Raw genomic sequence first — 24706 nt, forward strand, 5'->3', positions numbered from 1 at the left:
TCTCTCCGTAGAACACCTTTCTTCGGTACTTCGGCGCAAAAACTATGTGATATTTACAGTTCCATCGCGTGTGCGCTAAGCTCTTTTCGTCCCTCATTGGGACCCCCTTTTGATTTCTTGTTGAACCTTTGCAGTTGCCAGACCGCAAACTGTTTTAACAAATCAAAAGGGGTTTTTATAACTGGCTCAAAGCTGAAAGCTTTACTGAACCCCCAGCCTAGCTGGGGGTTTTCTGTGCACAATAAGAAAAGGCGCTCATTGGCGCCTTTTCTGTTTGTGCTGTGTCTGAATGATTTATTTGGTCAGATACTTGCAGAGATACGACGTGGTTTCGCCGACCTGCAAATTGAATTCACTTTTACCCGGAATGTAGAAGGTTTCGCCCGGCTTGAAGACCTGCCAGTCCGGAGAACCCGGGATCAGCACTTTAAGCGAGCCGCTGATGACGGTCATTTCTTCCGGCTTAGCGGTGCCGAAAGTGTATTCGCCGACGGCCATCACGCCAACGCTGGCTGAACCCGTACTGTCGCTGTCAAAACCAATCGACTTAACTTTCCCGTCAAAATACTCATTATTTTTCAACATAGATTGGCCCTTTGCGATAATTTTCAGAGCCTCCATATTAGGGGCAGAAACCTCGTTCTGTCACTGATTATTACCGCTTTATCTGCACCAGACGACACCGCCCGCAAAGCGGCGTCGCTGATTTGATTTTAGCGTCGCACAGTGCCATTGTGGGTGGCTGTCCGCTCCGCACATGTCCGCTTTACTCCCCAACGTCAGACGATCAGTTCCGCCGCCAGTTTTGCCATCAGCACGTTCGACAACAGAACCGGAATGCTGAGATGCTTTTTCAGCAATTCGGCGTGATGCCGCGTGTAACCAATGCAATCAAGTACCACCACTTCCGCACCCTGCTGCGCCAGACGCATCGCCGCTTCGATAATGGTCTGGTCATCGGAAATATACGGGCTGGCCACCGCAAAGCACGGCGGTTTGGACAGCTTTCGCCATTTGTTCGACTGCTCGACGATCTGCTCTTCGATCGGCACGACAATTCCTGCGCGATGCTCGCCGACAATCGCGCCAATCAGCGGAGGGATAATCCGGTCAGGCTCGAGCAGAAGCGCATTGCGGGCGCGCAGCTTTTTAAATTCGCCGGTACACAGCAGCAAAATGGTCATGCAACCGAGCGCTTCCAGAACGTCGATTTTTTCCTGTAATCCGCGTTCGACCCGATGCGCCGCCATGGTGACCTGCGAACCGTCCAGCAAACGCGAAACCAGCACCGCATCGCCTTCCGCAGGCGCATATCGCTGCTCAATTTGCTCCGTGCTCATTCCGTCCAGCAGGCCCACGTGGGTCACTGATTTGGCCGGCAGATGCGCCATCAGCAGCGGCATAATGTCGCTGCGCGGCGCCTGTCCAATGGTTAACGTCGCAAAGGTCGTGATCATAAGGCTTACTTCCGGTTTTGCAGGTGGCGCAAGCTTCCGTACAGCGACAACAGGAGTTGATATTCGTCGGCATCAAAGAACTGGCACGTACCGCGCCCGAATTCTTTTGCGACTTCCACGGCAAACTTCGCCGCCAGGGCGATATCTACTTCATGGCTCGCGCCGGTACCGCAGCCCGGCACCACAGATTCTGCCGTGATCGCCACACCAACCACCGGAACGTCGGTCGCCGTTGACGGTTGCAAAATGCTGTTAAGGTGATGAACGCCGTTGCCGTAAGGCGTGATGTCCTGTGTGGTGATGGGGAAAGTGACCGCAGGTTTACCGCTGGTCATCTCCATAATGCGCACCAGATCTTCGGAAACACGCAGGATGTAGCCCTCTTTCACCGTCGGCGAAATGGCGTAACCCTTGTGATTGATAATGCGGTTGCCTTTAGTGGTGTCGATGGAAAGGATCGCGTCCACGCCGTCAACCACTTCGTTGTCATTCATGGTCACGTCATCGATCGGCGAATCCATGAAATCCACCGGATCGTGCGGGCGGGTTGGCGCGTTCGGGCAGATGTGGGTAGTGATAATGACATCGCCTTCCAGCGTATCGCCTTTTCGCTGCATGTCCGCCAGTTTCAGCGCACAGGTTACCGCAGCAATCGCACCGTCCGCGTCGGACACCAGACCAATGCGCGTCGGGCGTGCACCAATCCCGCCCAGACGGCCGATAATCCCCAGCGTCGGTGCAGTGCCGCCACTGCTTTTTCCTTTGCTGCCGGGCACGGTGATACGGACGAAATCCGTGCCGCCTTTCGGGCCATCCGCGCGATTTGTGCTGGCGATGACGCCGGGATAACGGGCAAATAAATCCACAACATCCTGACCGCTGACGTGTGCGCTATCCATCAGTTCAAATACCGTTAATGTCTGTTGCAAACTCATCACAAAATCCTCTTAAAACTTCGTGACCGGCGCACAGGCGCAGAAGCCAAAACGGTCACAAACGCTGTTCATCATCGGAACAGTCAGTGTTTAATGCTGGCCAGATAACGGCCCTGGTGTTGGCAATAACGCTTTACTTTTTGGCACTGAAAACCGAGGTGAAGAAGCTGTAAAGTGCATCACCGGCAATGAAACCTGCCGCCAGCACTTCCATTGGCGTACGCCCTTTTTCACCCCAGATACGAATAATGATGATGCGCAGCGCGATCCCGCAGACCACCGCCCAGCCCGCCATCACGCTGTTGATCAGAAGCCCGGTCGCCAGCAGTACGCCGAGCTGGCGTTTAGGGCCGCCGATCAGCTGAATCAGCGCGCCCGGAATCGCCCAAATCAGCAGGCTGTGGGCAATGCCCGGTTGCGCGCCCGCCTGTATTGTTTTGGCGTAAACGCGCGCCACCGGCGGCACCAGATCCTGCGCGAAGTAGCCGTAATGGGCGTACCACACCACCGGGATCGCAATGATAAAAGCCAGCAACGCGGCGAATAGCTGAATGCGACGCCCCGCCAGTTCGGCCCGTAAGTCTTTGCCATAGCCGCGCAGAATGAATCCGGCTTTCAGGTCGAAGCCCATATCGGCAAACGCCGGGCCGGTCGCGGCGGTAAAACCGGTCAGCACGCAAAGTGCCAGCGGCGGGAAACCAATCAGAATGCCGATAATCAGCGTGATCAGCGCCACGGCAAACGCCGGGAACCAGCCGGAATGCATGGCCGCAATGCCGACGATCAGCTCGTGGAAAAAAGCGGCAAAGGCGGCGTAAGCCACGAACGCAATCAGCATGCCGACGGACATTTCGCTGTATAACCCCCCGGCCAGCGCCAGCAGAGCAGCAATCGCGATATAGCCGAATGCGCCCAACCCCAGCGCCGTACGCACTTCTTTCGCCGGCTGGGTAAACGTCGTGCGGGCATCGGCATTTTTTGCGCGAACCACCTGAATCACCTGAATCAGCGAAACCAGCCCTGCGCCGACCATCATGCCGTGCGGAATGTACAGGGCATTAAGATCCAGCCCGGCCAACGGTTGTGCGTAAGCGCGGATCAGCAATCCGATGCCGAACATGCTGAGCGCCCAGATATTACCGATGAACGCCGTCCCGAACGCCGCCATCGGGATTTTCAGCATCGCGCCACCGAGCCCGATCACCACACCCGCCACCAGCAACCATGCCTGGCGCCCGCCGTTATCGCCGGCTTTGATCGCTTCCGCCGCCGCCACACCCGGAGGCCAGGCGTTACTGGCCGGGAAAACTTTGGTATCGAAGAGACGGTAAAGCAGATAGGCGTCGAGCAGCATCGCGGCGGCCACACCGATAAACATCGGCATAATTAGCTGCGGCTGCCCGAGAACATAAGGCACGGCAATCGGCATCAGCAGACTGTTTGCTGCGCCAAAAGTTGCGGAAGAAATGACGGTTTGCGCCAGATTCTGGGTGTGGATTGAACGGTAACGCTGAAAAGCCTGCATCGGAATGCGGGCCAGCAGCATGGCAAACAGCGCGCCGATAATAGAAGTATTCGGCGTAACGCCTAACGTCGTTATTAACTGAACCCCGATGATAGCGCCTAAAATAGACAGAATAATCATCACGATGAGCGTGCCAATATCCTTTAGCGGATTTTCCTTATTATCTTTTGCAGGTTGGTCTGACATAAGGCCCCTGGTGTTGGCTAAAAATGAATAAAACAAATAATCCGGGTCCGTTACTGGTCATTGCGATGAAAAATCATTGCCAGTACTCATCACCCAATTTTTCGGCGATTTGCCGGGTTACGGCAATCAGTCCTTCTTTTATGCCTTCCGGAATATTTTTTCCCCGTTCGGGAGAAGGGAAAGACAAACAAAGTCCTACCGTTTCATTTCGGTGTTTATTAAAAATACTGGTCGCTAAAGAACTGATGCCCTGAAGCGTTTCATTATTGGCAAACGATAATCCTGTCTGCCGGACTTCCGCCAGCCTGGCCAAAAGAAGATCCATATTTGCGGGGGAATTGACGGAGTTAACCTGATATTCCCCGTTAAAACGCTGAACCACGTCTTCGTCGCTAAAGCGCGCGAGGATCGCACGGCCAATGGCGGTCTCATGCGCGGGCAGCAGGCTTCCGGCGGGCGTCACCACTTGTAAATAGGTTCTGCCGGGGAACATCCGCATGACCATAATGTCGCGCCCTTCCAGCATCGACACATAGCCCGTGCATTGCGTCAGCTGACTCAGCTGCGTCATATACGGTGAAACGGAATCCACGAGCGGCGCAGATAAATAATGGCTGGAGACTGCCAGCAATAATTTACCGATCCGGTATAAGCGGCTGTCCTGGTCGCGTTCCAGCAGCCCCTGCGTTTCCATCGTCATCAGTAAACGTGAAACGGTGCTTTTCGGTAATTTTAAATTTTCGACCACGTCACTGAATGACAAGCCGGGATGTCCCTGCCGGATCCCCTGGGTTGAAAATAACTTCAGCACCGCAGCCGCATTTTCTAAAGTGGTCATAAAGGAGTAAGTTCCGGTATATGGAACAGGGTTCCTGTTAAGTTAAATAAAAACTAAAGCTGATACGTGTCAGCGTCAAGACGTTTATTTAACCGCCAGAAGAAGACAGATAAATGAATATGCTTAAAGAAATTCCTAAAGCAATCAAAAGGCGAGGAGAGGGAAATGAATGCCGAGTATTTATGAAGTGAACGATGTAAAACTCAGCAGATTATTTTGATTAAATATTACGCAAAATATACAGCGCGATAGAAGCTTCGACCAGAATGATCGTGATCGACCAGATTGCGGGCATGGCTTTACTGTGCTGGTTAAAGAAAGACATCAGGGGTTTCATCATCGGGTCCGTTGTGGGTTTTCAGCGTCACGGCGCTGCGTCTAAGTAATCACCTGAGTTATTAGTTTACGCCCGGTCATACACCAGTACAATACTTAGGCGACTGTGATCCCCGTCACGAGAAATGGCCCGTTTTGTTTACAGTTTAACGCCGGATTTAAGGCAAAAAAAAACAGGCCTCAGAGGGCCCGTCATGATGACGTTTTACCGCGAATTACGTTTAGCGCGCCAACTGCAACGCCAGTGCATCCATAACAGAATTCACGACCTGCGCAGGATCCTGCGTACCATCTACCACGTGGTGAGCGGCTTCCTGATACAACGCTTCACGTTCGTTCAGCACCTGCATCATTTCTTCGGTGATAGGCCTGCCGGTCAGAGTCGGACGCTGATCTTCCTGCGGGGCATCTTCCAGACGATTTGCCAGCGTCGATGCCGGTGAACGCAGATAAATAACCGTTCCGGCTTCGCGCATAAAATCACGGTTCTCCTGCGCCAGCACCGCGCCGCCGCCGGTCGCGACCACGGTCAGCGGTGAGCATACCGCTTTCAGGGCTTCGGTTTCACGGCGACGGAATCCCTCCCAGCCTTCACGGTCGACAATATCCGCCACGCTGAGGCCTGAGGTGCGTAACAGGTACAGATCGGTATCGACAAATTTGTAGCCCAGCGCTTTTGCAAGCTCACTGCCAACTGTCGTTTTACCCGCGCCACGCGCGCCTACCATGAAAATGGGTTGTGTCATTACCGCTATCCTTTATTCCCCGAAAGTCCCGTATCTCACCTGATGAAAATCCATCATCAATATGAAGTCTTTGTCGCAAAAAGTGGTCTGATGTACTGGTTTGCGCTGTACTCGCGAGATAGTACAACAAAAAAGCCTCACTGGCAGATTTTTGTCACCTGCCGGTGAAGCTTCTGTAGCGTTTTATTTACGCCATTCAGGGCATCATACTGAAAAATCCTTGTAGCGCAATGCCCTGCAAACCGCTCAGACAGCAAGAATGTCTAAGTGGCTGTATCAGCGGGGTTTACAGATATACACAATGGCCGGTGGAAAATTCTTCACCACGCGGATTTTTTTCCAGGTGAAATAGCGCGACAGCAGTTTCTCAGACATCTGGCTGTACTGAAACAGGACCAGCACGCCGTCTTTGCTTTTCAGCTGCTGCTGCGTTTTTTGCAAAATCTTCATGCTGGTTCGCACCGGCATCGACAACAGCGGCAGGCACGAAAACACCGCGTCGTAATCCGTGCTCATGTGCTCGGCAGAATGCGCCATCACCTGCAAGCGCCGGTCTTCCATCTGATTAAGCTTACGAACAAACGCGGGCTGGATTTCAAACGCTTCCAGCTTCGCATCCGCGCGCATCCGGCTGAGGATCCGCCGGGTGAGCACGCCATCTGCGGCGCCCAGCTCTGCGATATCCAGCGATGTCGTCCAGTCAATCTGGCTCAGCATCGCATGGCACAACCATGGCGAGGATGGCATCAGCGTCCCCATCGTCCGTGGTGAGGTAATAAAATTCTGCAGATAAAAAAACTGGTTCTGAAGCGAAAGCCCGGTGTTCTTAATTGTCATTCTTGCGGCATTTAACATATTAACTCCTCCTGAGGAATCAGACCCCCATTAAGCCGAAAAATTCTTAAGAAATGATTAATAAGGGGAATAAACGTCAGAAAGATTTAACTCAGAAAATTCACATGGGATGATTCTCAAAAATGACCGGAAATATCAGAGGTGGCACAAATAATAAAAAGGCCAATGTCAGGTGACATTGGCCTTCTCACACTTATTGACTCAATAACGTCTTAATAAAAAGTTTTCGTTATCAGCCGATAATTTTAATCTTTATTTATACAGTTCAACGTTTGCACGGGTCAGGCTGGAATCACCTGGAGTACCGGCACCGACTACGCGGTAATGTGTCGCGCCTTTATCGCTGGCGATTTGGTTCAGCTGGTCATGCAGGCTGCCAGGGACTGTGCTTGATGCACTCACTGAAACCATACCCAGTGACTGGTAGTTACCACTTTGCGCCTGCATTTCAGAAATAGGCGTTGCGGCAAGTGCTGAGAATGAAGCGGCGGTAATTACAGCTGCAGTGAACATAGGTAAGAGTTTCATAATACGCACCTTTCTTTCGTTAGTTTCGTTAATTAATGGAGCGGAAGCAATCCGTTGAATTAATTATCGGCGAATCAATGAAAGCGGACGTAATGCAACGTAAAGAAGTTTAACCATTGTGGTAAAAATAAGGAGAGAATGAAAGTAAACATTTCCTGCAGGATAACTAACCGAAAATCAAAGATATTTAATGGAGAAAGTATGGAGAGTTTTTAAAGTTATTTATAACCCGGACAACATTCGCACAAATCGACTCGAGAGTGCAATCACTGTTATGATTATTTTTTTAGGGTTTTACCTGTCGCCGTGATCACCTGCACAGCCGGGGCGACAGAGGAACGGTTTTCGCGTGCGCGAAAGCTGATTTTAACAACAAAATTCCCCGGCATCTTCCCTGCGGAATGATGACCGGGACATAAGGGAGTGTTTATGGCGGGTGGCAGCCTTCTGGCCTTGATCGACGATATTGCATCCATACTTGATGATGTAGCCGCAATGAGTAAGGTCGCGGCAAAAAAAACAGCCAGTGTGTTGGGAGACGATCTGGCACTGAACGCGCAACAAGTTTCCGGTGTTAAAGCCGACCGGGAATTGCCGATTGTCTGGGCCGTGGCAAAAGGTTCGATGGTCAATAAGGCTATTCTGGTACCGCTGGCGCTGCTGATCAGCGCGTTCATTCCCTGGGCAATTACGCCGCTGCTGATGATTGGCGGTGCGTACTTATGTTACGAAGGCTTCGAGAAAGTCGCGCACAAACTGATGCCCAGCGATCATCACGAAGAGAAACCGGCCACACCGCAGGTAAAAGATGAGGCCGATGCCAAAAAACTGGAAAAAGAAAAAGTAAAAGGTGCCGTGCGTACCGATTTCATTCTTTCTGCTGAAATCATCGTGATCTCGCTGGGCATCGTATCATCTGCACCGTTCCTCAATCAGGTCACCGTTATGGTGCTGATTGCTGTCGCCATGACCGTCGGCGTTTACGGGCTGGTCGGCGCGATTGTCAAAATTGACGACGCCGGTTTGTATCTCAGCAAGCTTTCAGGTGAAAGCAGCGTAATGAATGGCGTACGCGCGTTTGGCCGCGTCATCGTGAACGCCGCCCCGTGGCTGATGAAAACACTTTCTGTCGTTGGCACAATCGCGATGTTCCTGGTGGGCGGCAGTATTATCAGCCACGGTTTGCCGTTTATGCACAGCCTGATTGAACCGCTGACTCACGGCCACCAAAGCTGGATCAACACGCTGATTACCGGCGCAACGGATTTAGTAGTCGGCCTTATCGTCGGCGCCGCCGTTCTGGCGCTGGTGATGCTCGGGCAGAAGATGTTCGGGAAGAAATAAGCATAACTTTCGCCCTCCCCTCACGGGAGGGCGAAAACCCTTTCAGGCACTTTACCCCTTAGAAGCCACCAGCATCATAATGTCGCTGGTAAACGAACCGTCTGGCTGGATCTCAAAGTGGCGGATCACGTCATCTGACATCACTTTTTGCAGTTCGCGGATAGCGACGGAGAAATGCTCGGGCGTGCGCATACGGGCAATCCAGCTGGTGAATTCCAGCGGCAGACGGTCGGTGGTGACCTCACCGGCAATCAGCCCGGCACCGGATGCCATTTCCAGCCATTCGCCCGGAGAATAGTTGCGGACGTGCGAGGTATCGCGTAAAACCTCGACCGTTTGCAGATAAATATCCAGCAGCGGATGCCCCGGCGACACCACGTCCATCATGATGAATTTGCCGCCCGGTTTCAGCACTCGCGCCACTTCACGCAGCGCCTGCCCGACATCGTGCCAGTGGTGCGCGGAATACCGGCTGATGATGATATCCGCACTGGCGCTGGCGAACGGCAACGATTCTGCCACGCCCTGCTGAGTGGTGATATTTTCCAGCTGCTTATCTTTCGCGGCCTGCGCTACCACGTCCAGCATTTGCGCCGACAAATCATAGGCAATCACATTTTTTACGGCGCGCGCCGCAACAAAACTGGCGTGCCCTGCGCCGCAACCCAGATCAATGACCTGCGCATCCGGGAATGGCGCCAGTAAAACGGCCAGACGCTGTAAATCCGCGCCCTGCGAGTGAACGGCGCTGGTCAGGTAATTTTGTGCCTGCGAACCAAATTGCTTATCAACCGCCTGACTGTGGGTATTTGTTGTCATTTTCATTGCTCCTGTTTGCCTTATTATTTTCGTCGAAACGCCGGTTTCAGATGACCTCAAAATCACTATAGGCATTGTTCTATACGGGTACAATATGAGCATTTATACTGGTATGAGTTACTTCCAGCCTGAGAAAAAATATGATTGATAACGCAGAGTCACTCAGCGGCCCGGGAGCCTTAGGCGCCTTTTTACGCACGCATCGCGAACGCGTCACGCCGGAAATGGTAGGCCTTCCCGGTTCTGCACGGCGCAGAACCAGCGGGCTGCGGCGCGAGGAGCTGGCACAAATCAGCGGCATCAGCGCCACGTGGTATACCTGGATTGAACAGGGGCGCGATGTCTCGATTTCTGCCGCCACGCTGGACAGGCTGGCGAAATCCCTGCAAATGGAACCGGCCGCCCGCGAATATCTGTTCAGTCTGGCGTCGGTAAAAGATCCGCTTGCCGTGCCCCTGTCGGGCGCGCCGGATGACAGCCTGAAGAATTGCGTCAATCAGATCGCAGGCCCCGGCTATCTGCTCGACAGTTGCTGGAATGTGCTGGCGTGGAATCCCCCCGCAGGCGCGTTATTCAGCGGCTGGCTGGGAACGGTTGAACAGCCTAATCTGCTGGATTTTATGTTTCTGCATCCGCTTGCACGGCAGCTGGTACCCGACTGGGCAGAACGCGCTAAACGCGTGGTGGCAGAATTTCGTGCGGAAACCAGTCATTACGCGCATTCCGACGCCGTGCGTCAGAAAGTGATCAGCCTGCGCGGGCAAAGCAGCGAATTCAATCAGTGGTGGACGCAGCAGGAAGTGCTGGCGCGCGAAGGCGGCGCACGGCGTTTTAACCACCCGCTCAGCGGCGAAACGGGTTACCGGCAGCAAACGTTTTTCCCGGCGGGTTACGCTGATTGCAAACTGGTGATGCTGGTGCCGGAAAGCTGAATTGCGCTGACGGACAGCCTGCTGTTTTTTCTCACTTATTTGATCTCTGCGCTAATTGACATCCAGCGGCCGGATATGTGAGGCTGATTTGATTGGTTTCATAGATGATTTCCGGCTTCCAGGACACCGTAGATGATGACACGCCAGATTTATCAGGACGAAAATATTGAGATCCGCGCCGCAACCGAACTGGAAGCGATCACGCATTTTGCTGCCGTTCAGGCTTCCGTCGCCGAGATTGGTGAGTGGGAATCCTGGTGTACGGATAAATATTCGCTGGAAGACAGCCGGAAATATCTCACCGACAGCGAGCACAAACGTCATCGCGGCACAGAATTCAATTTCTGTCTGTTTGAACGTGCCAGCGGCAATCTGATTGGCAGCGTGGGCATCAACCGTATCAGTCAGGATTATAAGTTTTCTAATCTCGGCTACTGGATCCGCACCGGTTATACCGGTCAGGGCCTGGCCACGCTGGCGGTCAGAGCCACGGCGCAGTTCGCATTTAAAGAGCTTGAACTGACGCGACTGGAAATCGTCGCGATGGACGGCAATGACCGCAGCCGCCGCGTCGCGGAAAAAGCAGGCGCGACGTCCGAAGGTTTGCACCGCAACCGGCTTTATTATCATGGTCAGCCGCGCGACGCCTGGATGTATTCCCTGATCCCCGGCGATCTCTGAGGCTGGCTCCACAAAAAAGATAAGGCAACAGAACATGACTTTCTCTACCCATACCGTTTCTACCGACTGGCTGGCGAAGAATCTGAATTCACCGGACGTGGTCATTATCGATTGCCGTAAATCCAAACCGGGCATTACTCCGCCGGTTGATTTTCATGGCAAATATCTTGAGGCGCACATTCCCGGCGCCATTTATGTCGAAGTCGACAGTATTTCCGACTGCACTACCGGCCTGCCGCACATGATGCCGACGGCGGAAGAATTCTCCGCGTCGATGAGCCGTCTTGGCGTGGCCGACACGCAAACCATCGTGCTTTACGATGAAGGGGATTTGTTCTCCGCGCCGCGTGTCTGGTGGATGCTGACCAGTTTCGGCGCGAAAAGCGTGCGCGTGCTCGATGGCGGGCTGAATGCCTGGATTGCCGAAGGTAAACCCGTTCAGAGCGGCGAACACACCCGTGTGCCGTCGACGTTCAATGCCCGGCTGGTGCGCCCGGTCGTCGCCAGCGCGCAGCAGGTGAAAGAGGCCATCGGGAAGGTACAGATTATCGATGCACGCTCGCAGGCGCGTTTCAAAGCCGAAGCGCCGGAACCACGTCCGGGGCTGCACGGCGGACATATTCCGCAGAGCCTCAGTGTGCCGTTTACCGAGCTGACGCAGGAAGGCCACATGAAATCGCCGCAGGAGCTGAAAGCGACGTTTGAACGGTTAGGCGTGGATCTGAATAAGCCGGTGATCACCAGCTGCGGTTCCGGCGTTACCGCCGCAGCGCTGGCTTTCGGGCTGGACGCGTTAGGCGTGAAAGATGTGCTGTTGTACGACGGTTCATGGGCCGAATGGGGCGACGTGAACGAAGATTTCCCGATAGAAACACACTGATTATCCGTGGATCTGACAGACAAAACCGGACGCTGAAGTCCGGTTTTTTTAGCTGACAGATTCCGGCATCAGCTCACGCACGCCAAACTCCTCAGCAATTCTTTTCATCTGCCGGATCACTTCATACGCCGGTCGCGGCACTTCGGTAAACGATTCGATCAGCAGCGGTTTACTCACTGCTTCGCGGGAAACTTCATGCAATGCCTGTCTCAGCATCGCCAGATGTTCAGGAGATGTTTGCGCGGAAGTGATCAGCGGAAGCCCCGGCACGGCAGCCGTTTGCCCGACGACAACCAGCCCGCTGACCCGTTCCGGATCGGTGCGGCGCAGCAGTTCGAGCGTTACGCAGTCAATCGCCGCAATGTCGGCCTTATGATGCTGCACGTACAGGAGTGATTCGAGATGGCTGCCGGTTGCCAGCGCCTTGGAGAAAAATTTTCCGTTTTCGGCCAGGGGCGCAACCAGTGCGCGTAGGCTGTTGTAGCCAGACTGTGAATCGGTGCTGTTGAACGCCAGCCTGCGATGGCGAAAGCTGGTCAGATGTAAGCCGCTATGTTCTTCACGCGCCAGCAGAAAACTGCGGTAACGGAAACCATCACAGCCGGGCGCACGGTAACTGAATGTGCCGACCAGCTGCACCTCCGGCAGGCTTTCCACCAACGGGAAACCGCAGGTCTGACTCAGCAACAAATCTTTATTCTGCCAGTGCGCCAGCAAATCCTTCGGCCAGCTCAGTGAAACCGGCAGCGGTTTCATGCCCAGCCGCTTGAGTTTGCCCAGTAACGCAACGGTGAAAATTTCCACGTCCAGCGGGGAAATGGCGTACATCGGTAAAGACATCAGCATGATCTGGCAGCTCCGTCAGGGGGTGTCCTGCTGATAATCATAGTCGCTGTGACCATTTTCTGCTGCCGGATCTCCCGCAGCAAACGGATGCATTTCCACTGCGACCGGCGCGCGCGTATGCTGCCGGAACCACTCGCGGTAGCCTTTTACGACAAACCCTTCGCTGCGCCGGATATACGCATCGCGGTCGGCAAAATATACCTGCCTCAGCGCAAACCACGGCACGCCCGGCAAATCGTGATGCACCAGATGATAGTTGAGATTCAGAAACAGCAGACGCCAGACAAAACCGGCTTCGTTGAGCGTGGAACGTGCTTCGGGTGAGTGTTCAGCGCGATGCTCATAGAACGAGCGCACTTTCGTCAGGCTCAGTGCCGGATAGCTGATTGCCAATACAAACCAGCCCGGAGATAACCCCTGCCGCGCCATCCAGACCAGCAACAGCGCCAGCAAAATTCCGTGAACAAGCCACATCGCGACGGTACGCCATTCACCGCGAAAAACGGCCAGCAACGCGCCGGTCAGCGTGCTGAAAATATCCAGCAGCGGGCCGAGTATCATCCGGCCAGGCAAGGTATTGCGCAGACGGACAATGGCCATCATCGCAGGCGTCAGGCTTTCCCAGCTTCTGCGGCTGAAATAATAGGCTTCGGGATCGTCACCGGGTATCGTCAGATGTTCATTGTTGTGATGCTGCAAATGCGTGTCGCGGTAAAGTCCGTAGGGATACCAGACCGCCAGCGGCAAGGTGCCGAGCAGCTGGTTCAGCCAGGCTTTACGTGTGGGATGGCCGTGAATAAGTTCGTGTTGCAGCGACATATACCAGGCGGTAAACCCGATGAGCAAAGGCGTACCGAGCCACGGACCGAGGCTGTTCCAGAAGAACACCACGGAAAACCAGCCGCCGTAAATGGCGAAAATCAGGCACCACGTCGGTATTTCCAGCCGCCACCAAAGGCTGCGGGAACGCGCTTTAATTTCGCCCCGTTGCTGCGGGCTGAGATAGAAAGAAGAGGACGCCATAATGTGCCGGAGTAAGAAAACTTCGGCACATTATCGGATGACAGTTTGCTGCCGCTAACTAACTTAAAACACTATCTATTGCCAGTTAGCGGCTAAGGCCGGTTCAGCCCTGCAAATCTTTCTGTACGGCCTGAGTGAACTGTTCCATCGGGCAGAAGCCCTGCTTATCCACTTTACAGCCGTCGATTTGCAACGTGACACGCTCAGGAGGATTTTTCAGGCTCAGGGCAACGTTGTTGCGGATCTGACGCGCTGTCGGATAAACGTATTCGATCTTCATCAGATCTTTATCCGCTTTCTTGTCATGCCAGCGCTGGAAGACCACCGTGCCGCTGATTGGCGTGCGTTCAAATTGCCCCGGCAGCGTGTAATCCTGCGTTTTCAGTGCTGCAAGCAATGAAGCGATGTTCGAGTCATGCCCGACCAGCAGAGCCAGTTTTGCCTGCTGTGCAGCTTTTTCATCCGCGGTCGAAGCCTGTTTCGGATCAAGCGCGCCGGAGATGAACGTCAGTAAAGGCTTAGCGGCATTGGCAGCAATCGCCGGAGAGCCAAACAGCGTTTCGTGATACAGATTTTTGATGGTTTCCAGTTTCGTCCACTGATCGTCTGTGCTGATTTTCCCCCACGCCACGTCCTTCATCGGGAAACCTTCGTAATATTGCAGCATGAACGCATCTGCCGCGCCGGTTGCCATACGTAATGGCCCGGTAATACCCGGTTCTTTACCCTGCGTCAGCACCACATCCGAAGGCTGAGACGCCAGATCGCATTGCTGTTTCTCTTTGCAGATTTTGCTGTTTTTATAATCGAGAATATTTTCGAGCAACGCATAGTTCGGCTTCAGACGCTGATTCAGGCCCGGCAAACCGCCCTCGCCCGCGTGCTGGCTGATGGAATTCAGCGCACTGGTTTTAAAGCTGTCATTCACTTCGGCGGTAATGATCGGGTTGAATACCGGATCCATTTTGCCAATTTCTACACGGTTGATGACCGGCACATCACAGCCGGGGAATGCGCCGGTGGTGATATGTTTCGCGGTATCAATCGTGCGCGGCAGGCTGTTGGCATAGGCGAAAACCTGTTGAGCTTCCGGGCAACCCGCAGCAGGCAGAAGCTTATCTTTCGCCAGCCATGCGCGAAGGTAATGCCCCATATGCTCGGAGATTTGGCCGCCTTTCGGGGTCAGTAATCCCCCTTCCGTTTTCCAGACCGGCCAGGTGTGCGTGGTGGATTCCGCCAGGACATCACCATAATTCACCAGCGGCGCACGAATGCCGTGACGGCTGAGAACCAGTACCTGTTTCAGTTCCAGGTTATCGGATTGTGCGGCCTGAGCGGCGGGCAGTGAGAGTGGCAATAAGCAGGCAAGTGCGGTTAAAGCGAGATAACGCGACGTTGTTTTCACGAGTGATCCTCTTTATGAATATTCCCTGAAATAGAAAAGCACCGCACTCATTCTGCGTTCAACAGATTGATAAGTGCGGTGAATTTTCAGCATAGGTGAATATTGAGAAAAAGAGGGAGATCGTGCTCACACCCCCGGCCTGCATTGTCACAAAAGTGTAACAATGCAGGGCATCAGAACTGATACCTCAGCCAGGCAAAGAACACATTCCCGTTGTTGTAGGTTCCCGGAATATACGTGGCCTGGAAAGTCAGCTTGTTATAGCCGATGGAGGCCAGCGGTAAAACGATAGGGATAGGAATATATTTATAGTCATCACGCGCCGTCACGGCGGCGGTATAACCCAGACCTAAACGGAAATCTTTATCCTGCGCAGGTGTCCATATTTTCTCCCAGCCATAACCGCCGATCGGCTCCCATTTATTATGCGAGTCTTTAAACGCCATAAAATAAATGCCGTTCCAGTTTCCTTTATCATCATAACGGGAAATACCATAACCGCCGCCCCAGGGACGCTCGTTATATTTGTCAGTCTTCTCTTTATCGTAGGTCAGCCGGTTGTGCCAGGTAATAACCGGCAGATACAAATCCTGAGAATCAGAGTCATTCCAGGTGGTGGAGACCTTGTCTTTAAAATCGGACCACAAACCTGGGAAGATAGATTCTTTTTGAGGCGCACCAGCGTCACTGACGGGATGCGTGCCATTGCTGGCAGCAAAAACCGGTGCATAAAATACGATTGAAACCGTAAGGCTGAGATCCCTGAAAATTTTCTTCGCTAACATCTTTTTTAATAACTCCCTGTTGTAAGGTCGACATTATACCTGACTCTTAACAGCGGCGAATTAAACGTAATTAAAACAGGGAATTTAAGAAAGTTAATTTATTGAAATTACTGGGGTTCAGGATTTAATTATGGGAGTAATCCGACAAATAAAAAGTAAAGTTTTCGTCAATAAAATTGAAAAATAGGATTTATCGTATAAAAAAATCCGCAAGCTTTCGCACTGCGGATTTTTATTACTGAGGCTATTTAACGCTTAGCCCAGCTGTTTACGCGCGTTACGGAACATGCGCATCCAAGGGCTGTCTTCGCCCCACTCTTCCGGGTGCCATGAGTTGCTGACGGTACGGAAGACACGCTCAGGGTGCGGCATCATGACGGTGACGCGGCCCGAGAGGTTGGTGACAGCGGTGATGCCGTTCGGAGAACCGTTCGGGTTGGCCGGATAGTTTTCAGTCGCCTGACCGTTGTTGTCGACAAAACGCAGCGCCACCAGATTGCTGTGTTCTATCTGTGCCAGATGCGCCGCATCTCGCACTTCCACATTGCCTTCGCCGTGCGAAACAGCGATTGGCATACGTGAACCGGCCATGCCCTGCATGAACATTGACGGGCTGGCGGTCACTTCAACCAGGCTGAAACGCGCTTCAAAACGGTCAGACAGGTTGCGCACAAAGCGCGGCCAGTGTTCTGCGCCCGGGATCAGCTCTTTCAGGTTCGACATCATCTGGCAGCCGTTACACACGCCCAGCGCCAGAGTTTGCGGACGGTGGAAGAATTCAGCAAACTCTTCACGCACGCGGTCGTTGAACAGGACAGACTTCGCCCAGCCTTCGCCCGCGCCCAGCACGTCGCCGTAAGAGAATCCGCCGCACGCGACCAGCGTATGGAAGTCCTGCAAATCACGGCGACCGGCCAGCAAATCGCTCATATGCACGTCAACCGCATCGAAACCGGCGCGATGGAAAGCGGCCGCCATTTCAACGTGGGAGTTCACGCCCTGCTCACGCAGTACGGCCACTTTCGGACGCGCACCTTTCGCAATGTAAGGTGCCGCCACGTCTTCGTCCGGCGCAAAATTCAGTTTCACGTTCAGGCCCGGATCAAGATCATGGGTTTTGGCCTGATGTTCCTGATCGGCACATTCCGGGTTATCGCGCAGGCGCTGCATCTGCCAGGTGGTTTCTGCCCACCAGGTACGCAACGTGGTGCGGCTTTCGCTGTACACCGGCTTATCGCCCTGCGTGATGATGAAACGGTCACCGGTTTCAGCCGTACCAAGGTAATGCGTGCAATCTGCCAGACCAAACTGTGCCAGCGTATTTTCGACGGCTTCACGGTCAGAAGCGCGAACCTGAATCACTGCACCCAGTTCTTCGTTAAACAGCGCCGCCAGAGAATCGTTGCCCAGAGCGGCGATATCCGCCGTCAGGCCGCAGTGACCGGCAAAGGCCATTTCCGCCAGCGTGACCAGCAAACCACCGTCGGAACGGTCATGGTAGGCCAGCAGTTTCTGTTCAGAAACCAGCGCCTGCATGGCGTTGAAGAAGCCACCGAGCTGTTCAGCACTGCGCACATCCGCTGGCGTGTTGCCGAGCTGACGATAAACCTGCGCCAGTGCCGTCGCGCCCAGTGCGTTGTGACCGGAACCCAGATCCACCAGCAGCAATGCGGTGTCGCCTTTATCGGTTCGCAGTTGTGGCGTCACTGTATGACGCACGTCTTCGACGCGGGCAAATGCCGTGATGACCAGAGACAACGGTGAAGTCATCTCGCGTTGTTCGTTGCCTTCCTGCCAGCGGGTTTTCATCGACATGGAGTCTTTGCCTACCGGAATGGTAATGCCCAGCGCCGGGCAGAGCTCTTCGCCGACCGCTTTCACCGCTGCATACAAACCGGCATCTTCGCCCGGGTGACCGGCCGCAGACATCCAGTTAGCAGAAAGCTTAACGCGTTTCAGGCTGCCGATTTCGACCGCGGCCAGGTTAGTCAGTGCTTCACCGACGGCCATGCGGCCGGAAGCGGCAAAGTCCAGCAAGGCGATTGGCGCTCGTTCGCCCAGAGACATCGCTTCGCCGTGATAGCTGTCGAGGCTGGCGGTAGTGACCGCGCAGTCAGCCACTGGGATCTGCCAAGGTCCCACCATCTGATCGCGTGCCACCATACCGGTCACGGTGCGGTCGCCGATGGTGATCAGGAAGGTTTTCTCCGCCACAGCAGGCAGATGCAGAACGCGGTTTACCGCTTCGGCAATCTGAATATTTTCACCGTTGAGATCGTCGCCCTTCGCTTTCAGCGTGGTGACGTCACGGGTCATTTTCGGGGTTTTACCCAGCAGTACGTCCAGCGGCATATCAATCGGCTGGTTGTCGAAATGGCTGTCTTCCAGAGACAGATGCATTTCTTCTGTGGCTTCGCCGATCACCGCGTAAGGCGCGCGTTCACGTTTACAGATGGCATCGAACTGGGCCAGCTGATCCGGTGCAACCGCCATCACGTAACGTTCCTGCGATTCGTTACACCAGACTTCCAGCGGGCTCATGCCCGGTTCGTCGTTCAGGATGTCACGCAGCTGGAAGCGGCCGCCACGGTTGCCGTCGCTGACCAGTTCCGGCATCGCGTTGGATAAACCGCCTGCGCCCACGTCATGGATAAACAGAATCGGGTTGGCTTCACCGAGCTGCCAGCAGCGGTCGATCACTTCCTGGCAACGGCGTTCCATTTCCGGGTTGTCGCGCTGTACGGAAGCAAAATCCAGATCCGCGTCAGACTGGCCGGAGGCCATTGAAGAAGCCGCACCGCCGCCCAGGCCGATATTCATCGCCGGGCCGCCGAGCACAATCAGTTTCGCGCCAACGGTGATTTCACCTTTCTGCACGTGATCAGCACGAATGTTGCCGATACCGCCCGCCAGCATGATCGGTTTGTGATAACCGCGCAGCTCAGGGCCATTGTGGCTGTTGACGTTTTCTTCGTAAGTACGGAAGTAGCCCAGCAGCGCCGGACGACCAAATTCGTTGTTGAAGGCTGCGCCGCCCAGCGGGCCGTCAGTCATAATATCCAGCGCGGTAACGATACGATCCGGCTTACCGAAATCTTCTTCCCACGGCTGTTCGAAGCCCGGAATACGCAGGTTAGAAACGGAGAAACCGACCAGACCGGCTTTCGGTTTTGCACCACGACCTGTTGCGCCTTCGTCACGGATTTCGCCGCCGGAACCTGTCGCCGCACCCGGCCACGGAGAGATCGCCGTCGGGTGGTTATGGGTTTCAACCTTCATCAGGATATGCGCCTGTTCCTGATGGAAATCGTACAGACCGTCTTTCGCATCGGCGTAGAAACGGCCGACCTGAGAACCTTCCATCACGGCAGCGTTATCTTTGTACGCAGAAAGCACGTGATCAGGCGTCTGTTCAAAGGTGTTTTTGATCATCTTGAACAGGGATTTCGGCTGCGTTTCGCCGTCGATAATCCAGTCAGCGTTGAAGATTTTATGACGGCAATGCTCTGAGTTTGCCTGTGCGAACATATACAGTTCGATGTCAGTCGGGTTGCGCCCCAACGACGTAAAGGCTTCCATCAGGTAATCAATTTCGTCCTGCGCCAGCGCCAGACCCAGCTTGGTATTGGCGGTTTCCAGCGCGATACGGCCTTCGCCGAGAATATCGACATGCTGAACCGGTGCAGGCTGTTGTTGCGCGAACAGCGCGCTGGCGTCTTCGAGCTTGCCAAAGACGGTTTCCATCATGCGATCATGCAGCAATGCGCCCAGCTGCGACCATTGTGCTTCGGTCAGTTCAGGAGCCTGAACGTAAAACGCCAGACCGCGCTCAAGGCGAAGAACCTGAGATAAACCGCAGTTGTGTGCAATATCAGTCGCCTTGGAAGACCACGGAGAAATGGTGCCAGGGCGCGGGGTAACCAGCAGTAAACGACCTGTTGGCGCGTGTTCAGTGAGAGAAGGACCGTATTTCAGGAGGCGTTGCAGCTTGGTTTGTTCGTCCGAATTCAGCGGCGCGCTGACATCGGCAAAATGTACATATTCGGCGTAGATATCATTGACCGGAAGGCGTGCTTCCTGACAGCGGGATAATAATTTGTTAATGCGAAAAGCCGACAAAGCGGGCGAACCACGCAGTATTTCCATAATCACAGATCTCTCGTCTTCGAAGACACTGACCACAGTGCTTCATTGGGCGCAACAGGGGGAAAACGCGGGCTATTATAAAGAAAGCTGGCGGCATACGAAACCGTTTGCGTCGGGAATATTGATATTCATTTATAACCTTGTAAAGATTGAGGTTAATATGAATAAAGTTGCAGACTGCCGTTTTGTTGAGCAAAATGCGTCAGCACTGGGGATATAACCATAGAAACTGCACAGCACATCGTAAAAAAACAAGAGCGCCGCAGCGAGATAACTATTTGACGCGACTAAAAATTAACTATGTTCTGATGGGGATTGCCGCCCTGTTGCTGGCGCTGGCCTTATGGCCTGCCGTCCCGTGGCACAGAGGCGAAGGCGACCAGTTGGATCAGATAAAATCCCGTGGAGAATTGCGCGTAAGCACGCTCAATTCTCCACTGACTTTTATGGACTCCCCGGAAGGAAATCTCGGCTTCGATTACGAACTGGCTAAACGCTTCGCAGATTATCTGGGCGTAAAGCTGGTCGTGAATCAGCACACCACGATCGAGTCCATGTTCGACGATCTGGACAACAACAAAACCGACATGCTGGCTTCCGGGCTGGTGTACAACAATGCGCGCCTGAAAAACTACCGTGCCGGGCCGGAATACTATTCCGTTTCTCAGCAACTGGTTTACCGGCAGGGAGCCGCGCGCCCGAAAAGCTTTGCGGATGTGAAGGGTACGCTGGTGGTTTCCGCCGGCAGTGCACACATCCTGACGCTGGAAGCCGCCGCCAAAAAATATCCCAATCTGACGTGGACCACGACGGACAAGCTCTCGCCGCGCGATCTTCTGCAACAAGTTGAGAACGGCAAACTTGATTACACGCTGGGGGATTCCGTCACCATCGCCCTGATGCAGCGCGTTTACCCGCGTTTGGCCGTGGCCTTTGATGCCACGGAAGATGAGCCGGTGACCTGGTATTACCGAAAGGAACCGGATGACGACAGCCTTTCCGCGGCGATGCTGGACTTTTTCAGCCAGATTTCCGAAGACGGTACGCTGGAGAAGCTTGAGGAGAAATATCTCGGGCACGTCGGCGATTTTGATTATGTCGATACGCGGACGTTCCTGAACGCCATCGACAGTACGCTGCCGGTGTTACAACCGCTGTTTGAGAAATACGCCGATAAAATTGACTGGCGGCTGCTGGCGGCGATTGCCTATCAGGAATCCCATTGGGATCCGCAGGCAAAATCTCCGACCGGCGTGCGCGGCGTGATGATGCTGACCCGAACCACGGCGGATGGCCTGAATGTGGATGACCGGACCGATGCTGAGCAAAGTATTCGCGGAGGCGCGCTGTATCTGTCGCACCTGATGGATAAGATGCCGGAATCGATTCCTGAAGATGAACGGATCTGGTTTGCGCTGGCGGCGTACAACATGGGTTACAGCCACATGCTCGACGCCCGTAAGCTGACCGCGCAGCAAAAAGCCAACCCGGACAGCTGGGCCGATGTAAAACAGCGTCTGCCAATGCTTAACCAGAAGCGCTATTTCAGCCGTACAACGTATGGCTACGCGCGCGGCACGCAGGCGTACAACTACGTGGAAAACATCCGCCGCTATCAGCTCAGTCTGGTCGGTTATCTGATGGAAAAAGAGAAGCAACAGGCGCAGAAAGCGGCGTTGCAGGCTCAGCTGGGCCAGGGTTATCCGGTCGTGGACGCAAAAGAAGCCCTGGCGCCGTAGGATTTATAGCGGTGAACGGCTTATTCTTCAGAGGTGTTTCCGGCTTGCGCAGCGCGCTCTGCCAGCCGCAGCGCTTTTTTCTGGCTGCGGCGTAAACGAAAGAACGCGCTCAGCTGTTCTGAACATTCTTCCGCTAAAACGCCCGGCACAATTTCCACCTGATGATTCATGCCCGGATGGCGCAAAACGTCCAGCAGGGAACCGGCGGCGCCGGTTTTGGCATCCGCTGCGCCATACACCACGCGACGGATACGGCTGTGGATCATCGCCCCTGCACACATCACGCAAGGTTCAAGCGTGACGTACAGCGTGGCGTCCAGCAGACGGTAATTTTGTACAGCACTTCCGCCGAGGCGCAGCGCCATAATTTCCGCATGCGCAGTCGGATCATGATGCCCGATAGACCGGTTCCAGCCTTCGCCAATCACCTGGTTGTCCAAAACCAGCACTGCGCCCACCGGCACTTCGCCTTCACCCTGCGCTTTCAGCGCCAGATTCATGGCATATCGCATCCAGTGTTCGTGTTCTTTCATTTCTGCTAACCCGTTACCCAACTCTGCGTCCGACACTTCAACCTCAATCTCTTTTTAGCGGCCAGCAGTATACCTGCGTCATCCCAATGCAAACAGGCCGGAAACCGGCCTGTTTTAGAATGATAGTTAAGACGAAGGTCCGGCGGCGGAATTATTCCAGTTGCTGGAGTTCACCCTGCTTACTGACGCGAAAGCGGTGCTCGCAGAAAAACAGCAGCGGGTTGTCCTGTTTGCTGTCGCTGTAGCCACTGTAAAGTTTCAGCGGAGAACCGATGCGGCGTTCAAGCTGAACTACTTTCTCCTCACCCAGGCAGCGCAGAGGCAGCACCCAGCCGCCTTTGCCGCGCGCAATGCGGCTGCCCACCAGACGCACCTGCGGCAGAAACAGCGACGCGTTATACACCTGCTGAACCAGATTTTCCGGCGAACCGGTGATCAGCCACACTTCGGTATCCTCGCTGTCGAGGTATTCACGCAACCGCCGCTGTACGACCGGAAACTCCACCACTTTGTGGCGAAACGCGGTGACAAACTGCAATTCCAGCGCTTTAAGCCGGGCTTCGCTGTGACCAAAAGTGATCGACCAGAGCAGCAGACTCATCGGCCAGCGCGCGGCCCGCCCGTGCATCAGCAATCCAATCGCCACCAGCGGCAAGACCGGGATCACCAGAATCAGGTTCTGCGGCATCCGCCGGAGCAAAAACCGCAAAAAACTCCCGAACATGTCCTGCTGGTGCAGCGTTCCATCAAGATCAAAAAACACGACCCGTCGATCAGGCTTCGTACTCAATCCGTTACTCCTCGGGATCGTTGAACCCCATCAGCCAGGTAAAAATAAAACCAGCCAATACCGTAATGACTAAACCGGCGAGATACAACATGACTTTGCCGGAAATAATGGTCAGCGCCAGCGGCAATCCGGAAATACCAAAAGTGATCACCGTCGCGACTTTCCAGTAACAGATTAGCGCACCGCCGACCGCGCCGCCTAAACAGGCACCGATAAAAGGCCGTCCCAGCGGCAATGTCACCCCGAAAATCAGCGGTTCGCCGATACCTAAAATACCGACCGGCAGCGCGCCTTTAATCACTTTTTTCAGCCGCGCATTGCGGGTTTTCATGTATACCGCCATCGCCGCGCCAACCTGCCCGACGCCTGCCATCGCCAGAATAGGCAGTAACGGGTTAGAACCGTGCGCCTGAATCAGCTCAACGTGGATCGGCACCAGCCCCTGATGTAACCCCGACAATACCAGCGGCAGGAAAGCGCCCGCCAGCACTGCGCCGACCAGCAAACCACCTTTATCTATCGCGATATTCACGCCGTGCGCGATGCCGTCAGAAATGAAACCGCCGATCGGCTGCAGGATGACAATGGCCAGCGTGGCAGTAATCAGCGTGGTAATCAGCGGATTCAGGATCAGCTCCACCGATTCCGGCAGTAAATTACGCAGCCGTTTTTCAAGCCAGCACATCAGGGCTACCACTAAAAGCACCGCGATTACCCCGCCACGTCCCGGCTGCAACGTTTCGCCAAACAGCGTAATTTGCGCCAGCGCCGGGCTGGAAAGAATGCCGGCCATTACGCCGCCCATCGCCTGTGAACCGCCGAAAACGCGCGCCGCATTCACGCCCACGAGAATATTCATGATGGCGAAAACCGCGCCGCCAAAAATCGCTAACAGCCCGAGAATATTCGGGAAATCCGTGGCAATGGAACCAGCAATATCTGGCCGCTTGAGCAGGTTGATAATGCCCATGATCAGCCCCGACGCGATAAAGGCCGGGATCAGCGGGATAAAGACATCAGCCAGTTTGCGCAGCGCCCCGCTCATCGGCGCGGAGTATTTGGCTTTCGCGCTGGCTTTGTTACGCGCGATATCATTCTGAACCGGCGCATCGGTGGTTCTGAGCAAAGCGCGCATGGCATCCACGACTTTCGCCGCTGCACCCGGCCCGACGATAAACTGATGCTGATCGCCCTGCTTGAGGTAGCCTTTAATGCCTTCCAGCGTTTTCAGGCGGGTCAGATCCAGACGCGCGTCGTCATGCACTTCCACACGAACGCGGGTCATGCAGTTTTCCAGTTTACTGATATTTCCTTCGCCGCCGACACCCTGCAAAATCTGTGAAGCTAAAAGATTCGTTTTATCCTTCGCCATGCTTT

General features: G+C 54.3%; 23 protein-coding genes. 5 read left to right on the plus strand and 18 right to left on the minus strand.

Translation table 11 applies throughout. From position 1 onward, the window contains the following. The 9 genes from KWG64_RS22955 to KWG64_RS22995 form a co-directional block, all read right to left on the minus strand. Nucleotides 1-97 (minus strand): transposase (locus KWG64_RS22955; RefSeq protein ID WP_218523292.1); only part of this gene is annotated, 97 nt, incomplete at its 3' end. Nucleotides 98-294: 197 nt separating this feature from the next. Further along, nucleotides 295-585, minus strand: a complete 291-nt coding sequence (gene ppnP, locus KWG64_RS22960) for a pyrimidine/purine nucleoside phosphorylase (protein WP_101075794.1) — start codon at nucleotides 583-585, stop codon at nucleotides 295-297. 194 nt (nucleotides 586-779) lie between these two features. Further along, nucleotides 780-1457: an AroM family protein gene (locus KWG64_RS22965; RefSeq protein WP_195813952.1), complete on the minus strand. Its 678-nt coding sequence runs from the start codon at nucleotides 1455-1457 to the stop codon at nucleotides 780-782. A gap of 5 nt (nucleotides 1458-1462) precedes the next feature. Next, nucleotides 1463-2392 carry a DUF1177 domain-containing protein gene (locus KWG64_RS22970; RefSeq protein WP_195823671.1) on the minus strand — a complete coding sequence of 310 codons (930 nt, stop codon included), beginning with the start codon at nucleotides 2390-2392 and terminating at the stop codon, nucleotides 1463-1465. 133 nt (nucleotides 2393-2525) lie between these two features. Then, nucleotides 2526-4103, minus strand: coding sequence for an OPT/YSL family transporter (locus KWG64_RS22975; protein WP_218523239.1), 1578 nt, complete (start codon nucleotides 4101-4103; stop codon nucleotides 2526-2528). 73 nt (nucleotides 4104-4176) lie between these two features. Continuing rightward, a complete protein-coding gene (locus KWG64_RS22980; RefSeq protein ID WP_195813949.1) occupies nucleotides 4177-4941 on the minus strand; it encodes an IclR family transcriptional regulator in 765 nt (254 codons plus the stop codon). A gap of 557 nt (nucleotides 4942-5498) precedes the next feature. Continuing rightward, complete coding sequence (gene aroL, locus KWG64_RS22985; RefSeq protein ID WP_218523240.1) at nucleotides 5499-6023, minus strand: shikimate kinase AroL; 525 nt, start codon at nucleotides 6021-6023, stop codon at nucleotides 5499-5501. A gap of 276 nt (nucleotides 6024-6299) precedes the next feature. Beyond that, a complete protein-coding gene (locus KWG64_RS22990) occupies nucleotides 6300-6878 on the minus strand; it encodes a class I SAM-dependent methyltransferase (protein WP_218523241.1) in 579 nt (192 codons plus the stop codon). Between the two features lie 252 nt (nucleotides 6879-7130). Next, the gene (locus KWG64_RS22995; protein WP_218523242.1) at nucleotides 7131-7406 is read right to left on the minus strand and encodes a DUF1471 domain-containing protein; all 276 of its coding nucleotides are present in this window, start codon (nucleotides 7404-7406) and stop codon (nucleotides 7131-7133) included. Nucleotides 7407-7835: 429 nt separating this feature from the next. On the opposite strand from KWG64_RS22995, the gene KWG64_RS23000 reads away from it, so the two are divergent. Continuing rightward, complete coding sequence (locus KWG64_RS23000; protein ID WP_218523243.1) at nucleotides 7836-8750, plus strand: DUF808 domain-containing protein; 915 nt, start codon at nucleotides 7836-7838, stop codon at nucleotides 8748-8750. Nucleotides 8751-8801: 51 nt separating this feature from the next. On the opposite strand, the gene KWG64_RS23005 is transcribed toward KWG64_RS23000, so the two are convergent. Next, the gene (locus KWG64_RS23005; protein ID WP_218523244.1) at nucleotides 8802-9569 is read right to left on the minus strand and encodes a class I SAM-dependent methyltransferase; all 768 of its coding nucleotides are present in this window, start codon (nucleotides 9567-9569) and stop codon (nucleotides 8802-8804) included. A gap of 140 nt (nucleotides 9570-9709) precedes the next feature. Between KWG64_RS23005 and KWG64_RS23010 the strand changes: the two genes are divergently transcribed. From KWG64_RS23010 to sseA, 3 genes are all read left to right on the plus strand, one after another. Next, nucleotides 9710-10501: a helix-turn-helix transcriptional regulator gene (locus tag KWG64_RS23010; protein ID WP_218523245.1), complete on the plus strand. Its 792-nt coding sequence runs from the start codon at nucleotides 9710-9712 to the stop codon at nucleotides 10499-10501. Nucleotides 10502-10633: 132 nt separating this feature from the next. Continuing rightward, nucleotides 10634-11182 carry a GNAT family N-acetyltransferase gene (locus KWG64_RS23015; RefSeq protein ID WP_218523246.1) on the plus strand — a complete coding sequence of 183 codons (549 nt, stop codon included), beginning with the start codon at nucleotides 10634-10636 and terminating at the stop codon, nucleotides 11180-11182. A 34-nt stretch (nucleotides 11183-11216) separates the two neighbouring features. After that, nucleotides 11217-12062 (plus strand): 3-mercaptopyruvate sulfurtransferase, encoded by an 846-nt coding sequence (gene sseA, locus KWG64_RS23020; protein WP_218523247.1) that lies wholly within the window; start codon nucleotides 11217-11219, stop codon nucleotides 12060-12062. 48 nt (nucleotides 12063-12110) lie between these two features. Here the strand turns inward: sseA and KWG64_RS23025 are convergent, their stop codons facing one another. The 5 genes from KWG64_RS23025 to purL form a co-directional block, all read right to left on the minus strand. After that, nucleotides 12111-12908 (minus strand): phosphate/phosphite/phosphonate ABC transporter substrate-binding protein, encoded by a 798-nt coding sequence (locus KWG64_RS23025; protein WP_218523248.1) that lies wholly within the window; start codon nucleotides 12906-12908, stop codon nucleotides 12111-12113. A 15-nt stretch (nucleotides 12909-12923) separates the two neighbouring features. Then, the gene (locus KWG64_RS23030) at nucleotides 12924-13931 is read right to left on the minus strand and encodes a fatty acid desaturase (protein ID WP_218523249.1); all 1008 of its coding nucleotides are present in this window, start codon (nucleotides 13929-13931) and stop codon (nucleotides 12924-12926) included. Nucleotides 13932-14034: 103 nt separating this feature from the next. Further along, the gene (agp, locus tag KWG64_RS23035) at nucleotides 14035-15336 is read right to left on the minus strand and encodes a bifunctional glucose-1-phosphatase/inositol phosphatase (RefSeq protein WP_218523250.1); all 1302 of its coding nucleotides are present in this window, start codon (nucleotides 15334-15336) and stop codon (nucleotides 14035-14037) included. Between the two features lie 173 nt (nucleotides 15337-15509). Next, nucleotides 15510-16121: a lipid IV(A) palmitoyltransferase PagP gene (pagP, locus tag KWG64_RS23040; RefSeq protein ID WP_218523251.1), complete on the minus strand. Its 612-nt coding sequence runs from the start codon at nucleotides 16119-16121 to the stop codon at nucleotides 15510-15512. Between the two features lie 255 nt (nucleotides 16122-16376). After that, a complete protein-coding gene (gene purL, locus KWG64_RS23045; RefSeq protein WP_218523293.1) occupies nucleotides 16377-20270 on the minus strand; it encodes a phosphoribosylformylglycinamidine synthase in 3894 nt (1297 codons plus the stop codon). A gap of 275 nt (nucleotides 20271-20545) precedes the next feature. Here purL and mltF point away from each other — a divergent pair, with 275 nt between their 5' ends. Continuing rightward, nucleotides 20546-22006, plus strand: a complete 1461-nt coding sequence (mltF, locus tag KWG64_RS23050; protein WP_195813936.1) for a membrane-bound lytic murein transglycosylase MltF — start codon at nucleotides 20546-20548, stop codon at nucleotides 22004-22006. A gap of 20 nt (nucleotides 22007-22026) precedes the next feature. On the opposite strand, the gene tadA is transcribed toward mltF, so the two are convergent. The 3 genes from tadA to KWG64_RS23065 form a co-directional block, all read right to left on the minus strand. Beyond that, nucleotides 22027-22539 (minus strand): tRNA adenosine(34) deaminase TadA, encoded by a 513-nt coding sequence (gene tadA / locus KWG64_RS23055; protein WP_218523252.1) that lies wholly within the window; start codon nucleotides 22537-22539, stop codon nucleotides 22027-22029. A 151-nt stretch (nucleotides 22540-22690) separates the two neighbouring features. Beyond that, complete coding sequence (gene yfhb / locus KWG64_RS23060) at nucleotides 22691-23329, minus strand: phosphatidylglycerophosphatase C (RefSeq protein WP_218523253.1); 639 nt, start codon at nucleotides 23327-23329, stop codon at nucleotides 22691-22693. A 4-nt stretch (nucleotides 23330-23333) separates the two neighbouring features. Further along, nucleotides 23334-24701, minus strand: coding sequence for a PTS transporter subunit EIIC (locus KWG64_RS23065; protein WP_218523254.1), 1368 nt, complete (start codon nucleotides 24699-24701; stop codon nucleotides 23334-23336). Nucleotides 24702-24706 lie beyond the last annotated feature (5 nt).

Origin of the sequence: Rahnella sp. PD12R (assembly GCF_019200965.1) — a bacterium.
GTDB lineage: Bacteria > Pseudomonadota > Gammaproteobacteria > Enterobacterales > Enterobacteriaceae > Rahnella > Rahnella laticis.

What these genes read in the sequence shown, in the direction of transcription:
- ppnP (WP_101075794.1), bottom strand. Translation starts at nt 585, where the DNA reads ATGTTGAAAAATAATGAGTATTTTGACGGGAAAGTTAAGTCGATTGGT.
- pagP (WP_218523251.1), bottom strand. Translation starts at nt 16,121, where the DNA reads ATGTTAGCGAAGAAAATTTTCAGGGATCTCAGCCTTACGGTTTCAATC.
- KWG64_RS23000 (WP_218523243.1), top strand. Translation starts at nt 7,836, where the DNA reads ATGGCGGGTGGCAGCCTTCTGGCCTTGATCGACGATATTGCATCCATA.
- KWG64_RS22965 (WP_195813952.1), bottom strand. Translation starts at nt 1,457, where the DNA reads ATGATCACGACCTTTGCGACGTTAACCATTGGACAGGCGCCGCGCAGC.
- aroL (WP_218523240.1), bottom strand. Translation starts at nt 6,023, where the DNA reads ATGACACAACCCATTTTCATGGTAGGCGCGCGTGGCGCGGGTAAAACG.
- KWG64_RS23065 (WP_218523254.1), bottom strand. Translation starts at nt 24,701, where the DNA reads ATGGCGAAGGATAAAACGAATCTTTTAGCTTCACAGATTTTGCAGGGT.
- KWG64_RS22980 (WP_195813949.1), bottom strand. Translation starts at nt 4,941, where the DNA reads ATGACCACTTTAGAAAATGCGGCTGCGGTGCTGAAGTTATTTTCAACC.
- KWG64_RS23030 (WP_218523249.1), bottom strand. Translation starts at nt 13,931, where the DNA reads ATGGCGTCCTCTTCTTTCTATCTCAGCCCGCAGCAACGGGGCGAAATT.
- KWG64_RS23025 (WP_218523248.1), bottom strand. Translation starts at nt 12,908, where the DNA reads ATGCTGATGTCTTTACCGATGTACGCCATTTCCCCGCTGGACGTGGAA.
- KWG64_RS23010 (WP_218523245.1), top strand. Translation starts at nt 9,710, where the DNA reads ATGATTGATAACGCAGAGTCACTCAGCGGCCCGGGAGCCTTAGGCGCC.
- KWG64_RS22990 (WP_218523241.1), bottom strand. Translation starts at nt 6,878, where the DNA reads ATGTTAAATGCCGCAAGAATGACAATTAAGAACACCGGGCTTTCGCTT.
- KWG64_RS23015 (WP_218523246.1), top strand. Translation starts at nt 10,634, where the DNA reads ATGATGACACGCCAGATTTATCAGGACGAAAATATTGAGATCCGCGCC.
- KWG64_RS22970 (WP_195823671.1), bottom strand. Translation starts at nt 2,392, where the DNA reads ATGAGTTTGCAACAGACATTAACGGTATTTGAACTGATGGATAGCGCA.
- KWG64_RS23005 (WP_218523244.1), bottom strand. Translation starts at nt 9,569, where the DNA reads ATGACAACAAATACCCACAGTCAGGCGGTTGATAAGCAATTTGGTTCG.
- KWG64_RS22995 (WP_218523242.1), bottom strand. Translation starts at nt 7,406, where the DNA reads ATGAAACTCTTACCTATGTTCACTGCAGCTGTAATTACCGCCGCTTCA.
- tadA (WP_218523252.1), bottom strand. Translation starts at nt 22,539, where the DNA reads ATGAAAGAACACGAACACTGGATGCGATATGCCATGAATCTGGCGCTG.
- KWG64_RS22975 (WP_218523239.1), bottom strand. Translation starts at nt 4,103, where the DNA reads ATGTCAGACCAACCTGCAAAAGATAATAAGGAAAATCCGCTAAAGGAT.
- sseA (WP_218523247.1), top strand. Translation starts at nt 11,217, where the DNA reads ATGACTTTCTCTACCCATACCGTTTCTACCGACTGGCTGGCGAAGAAT.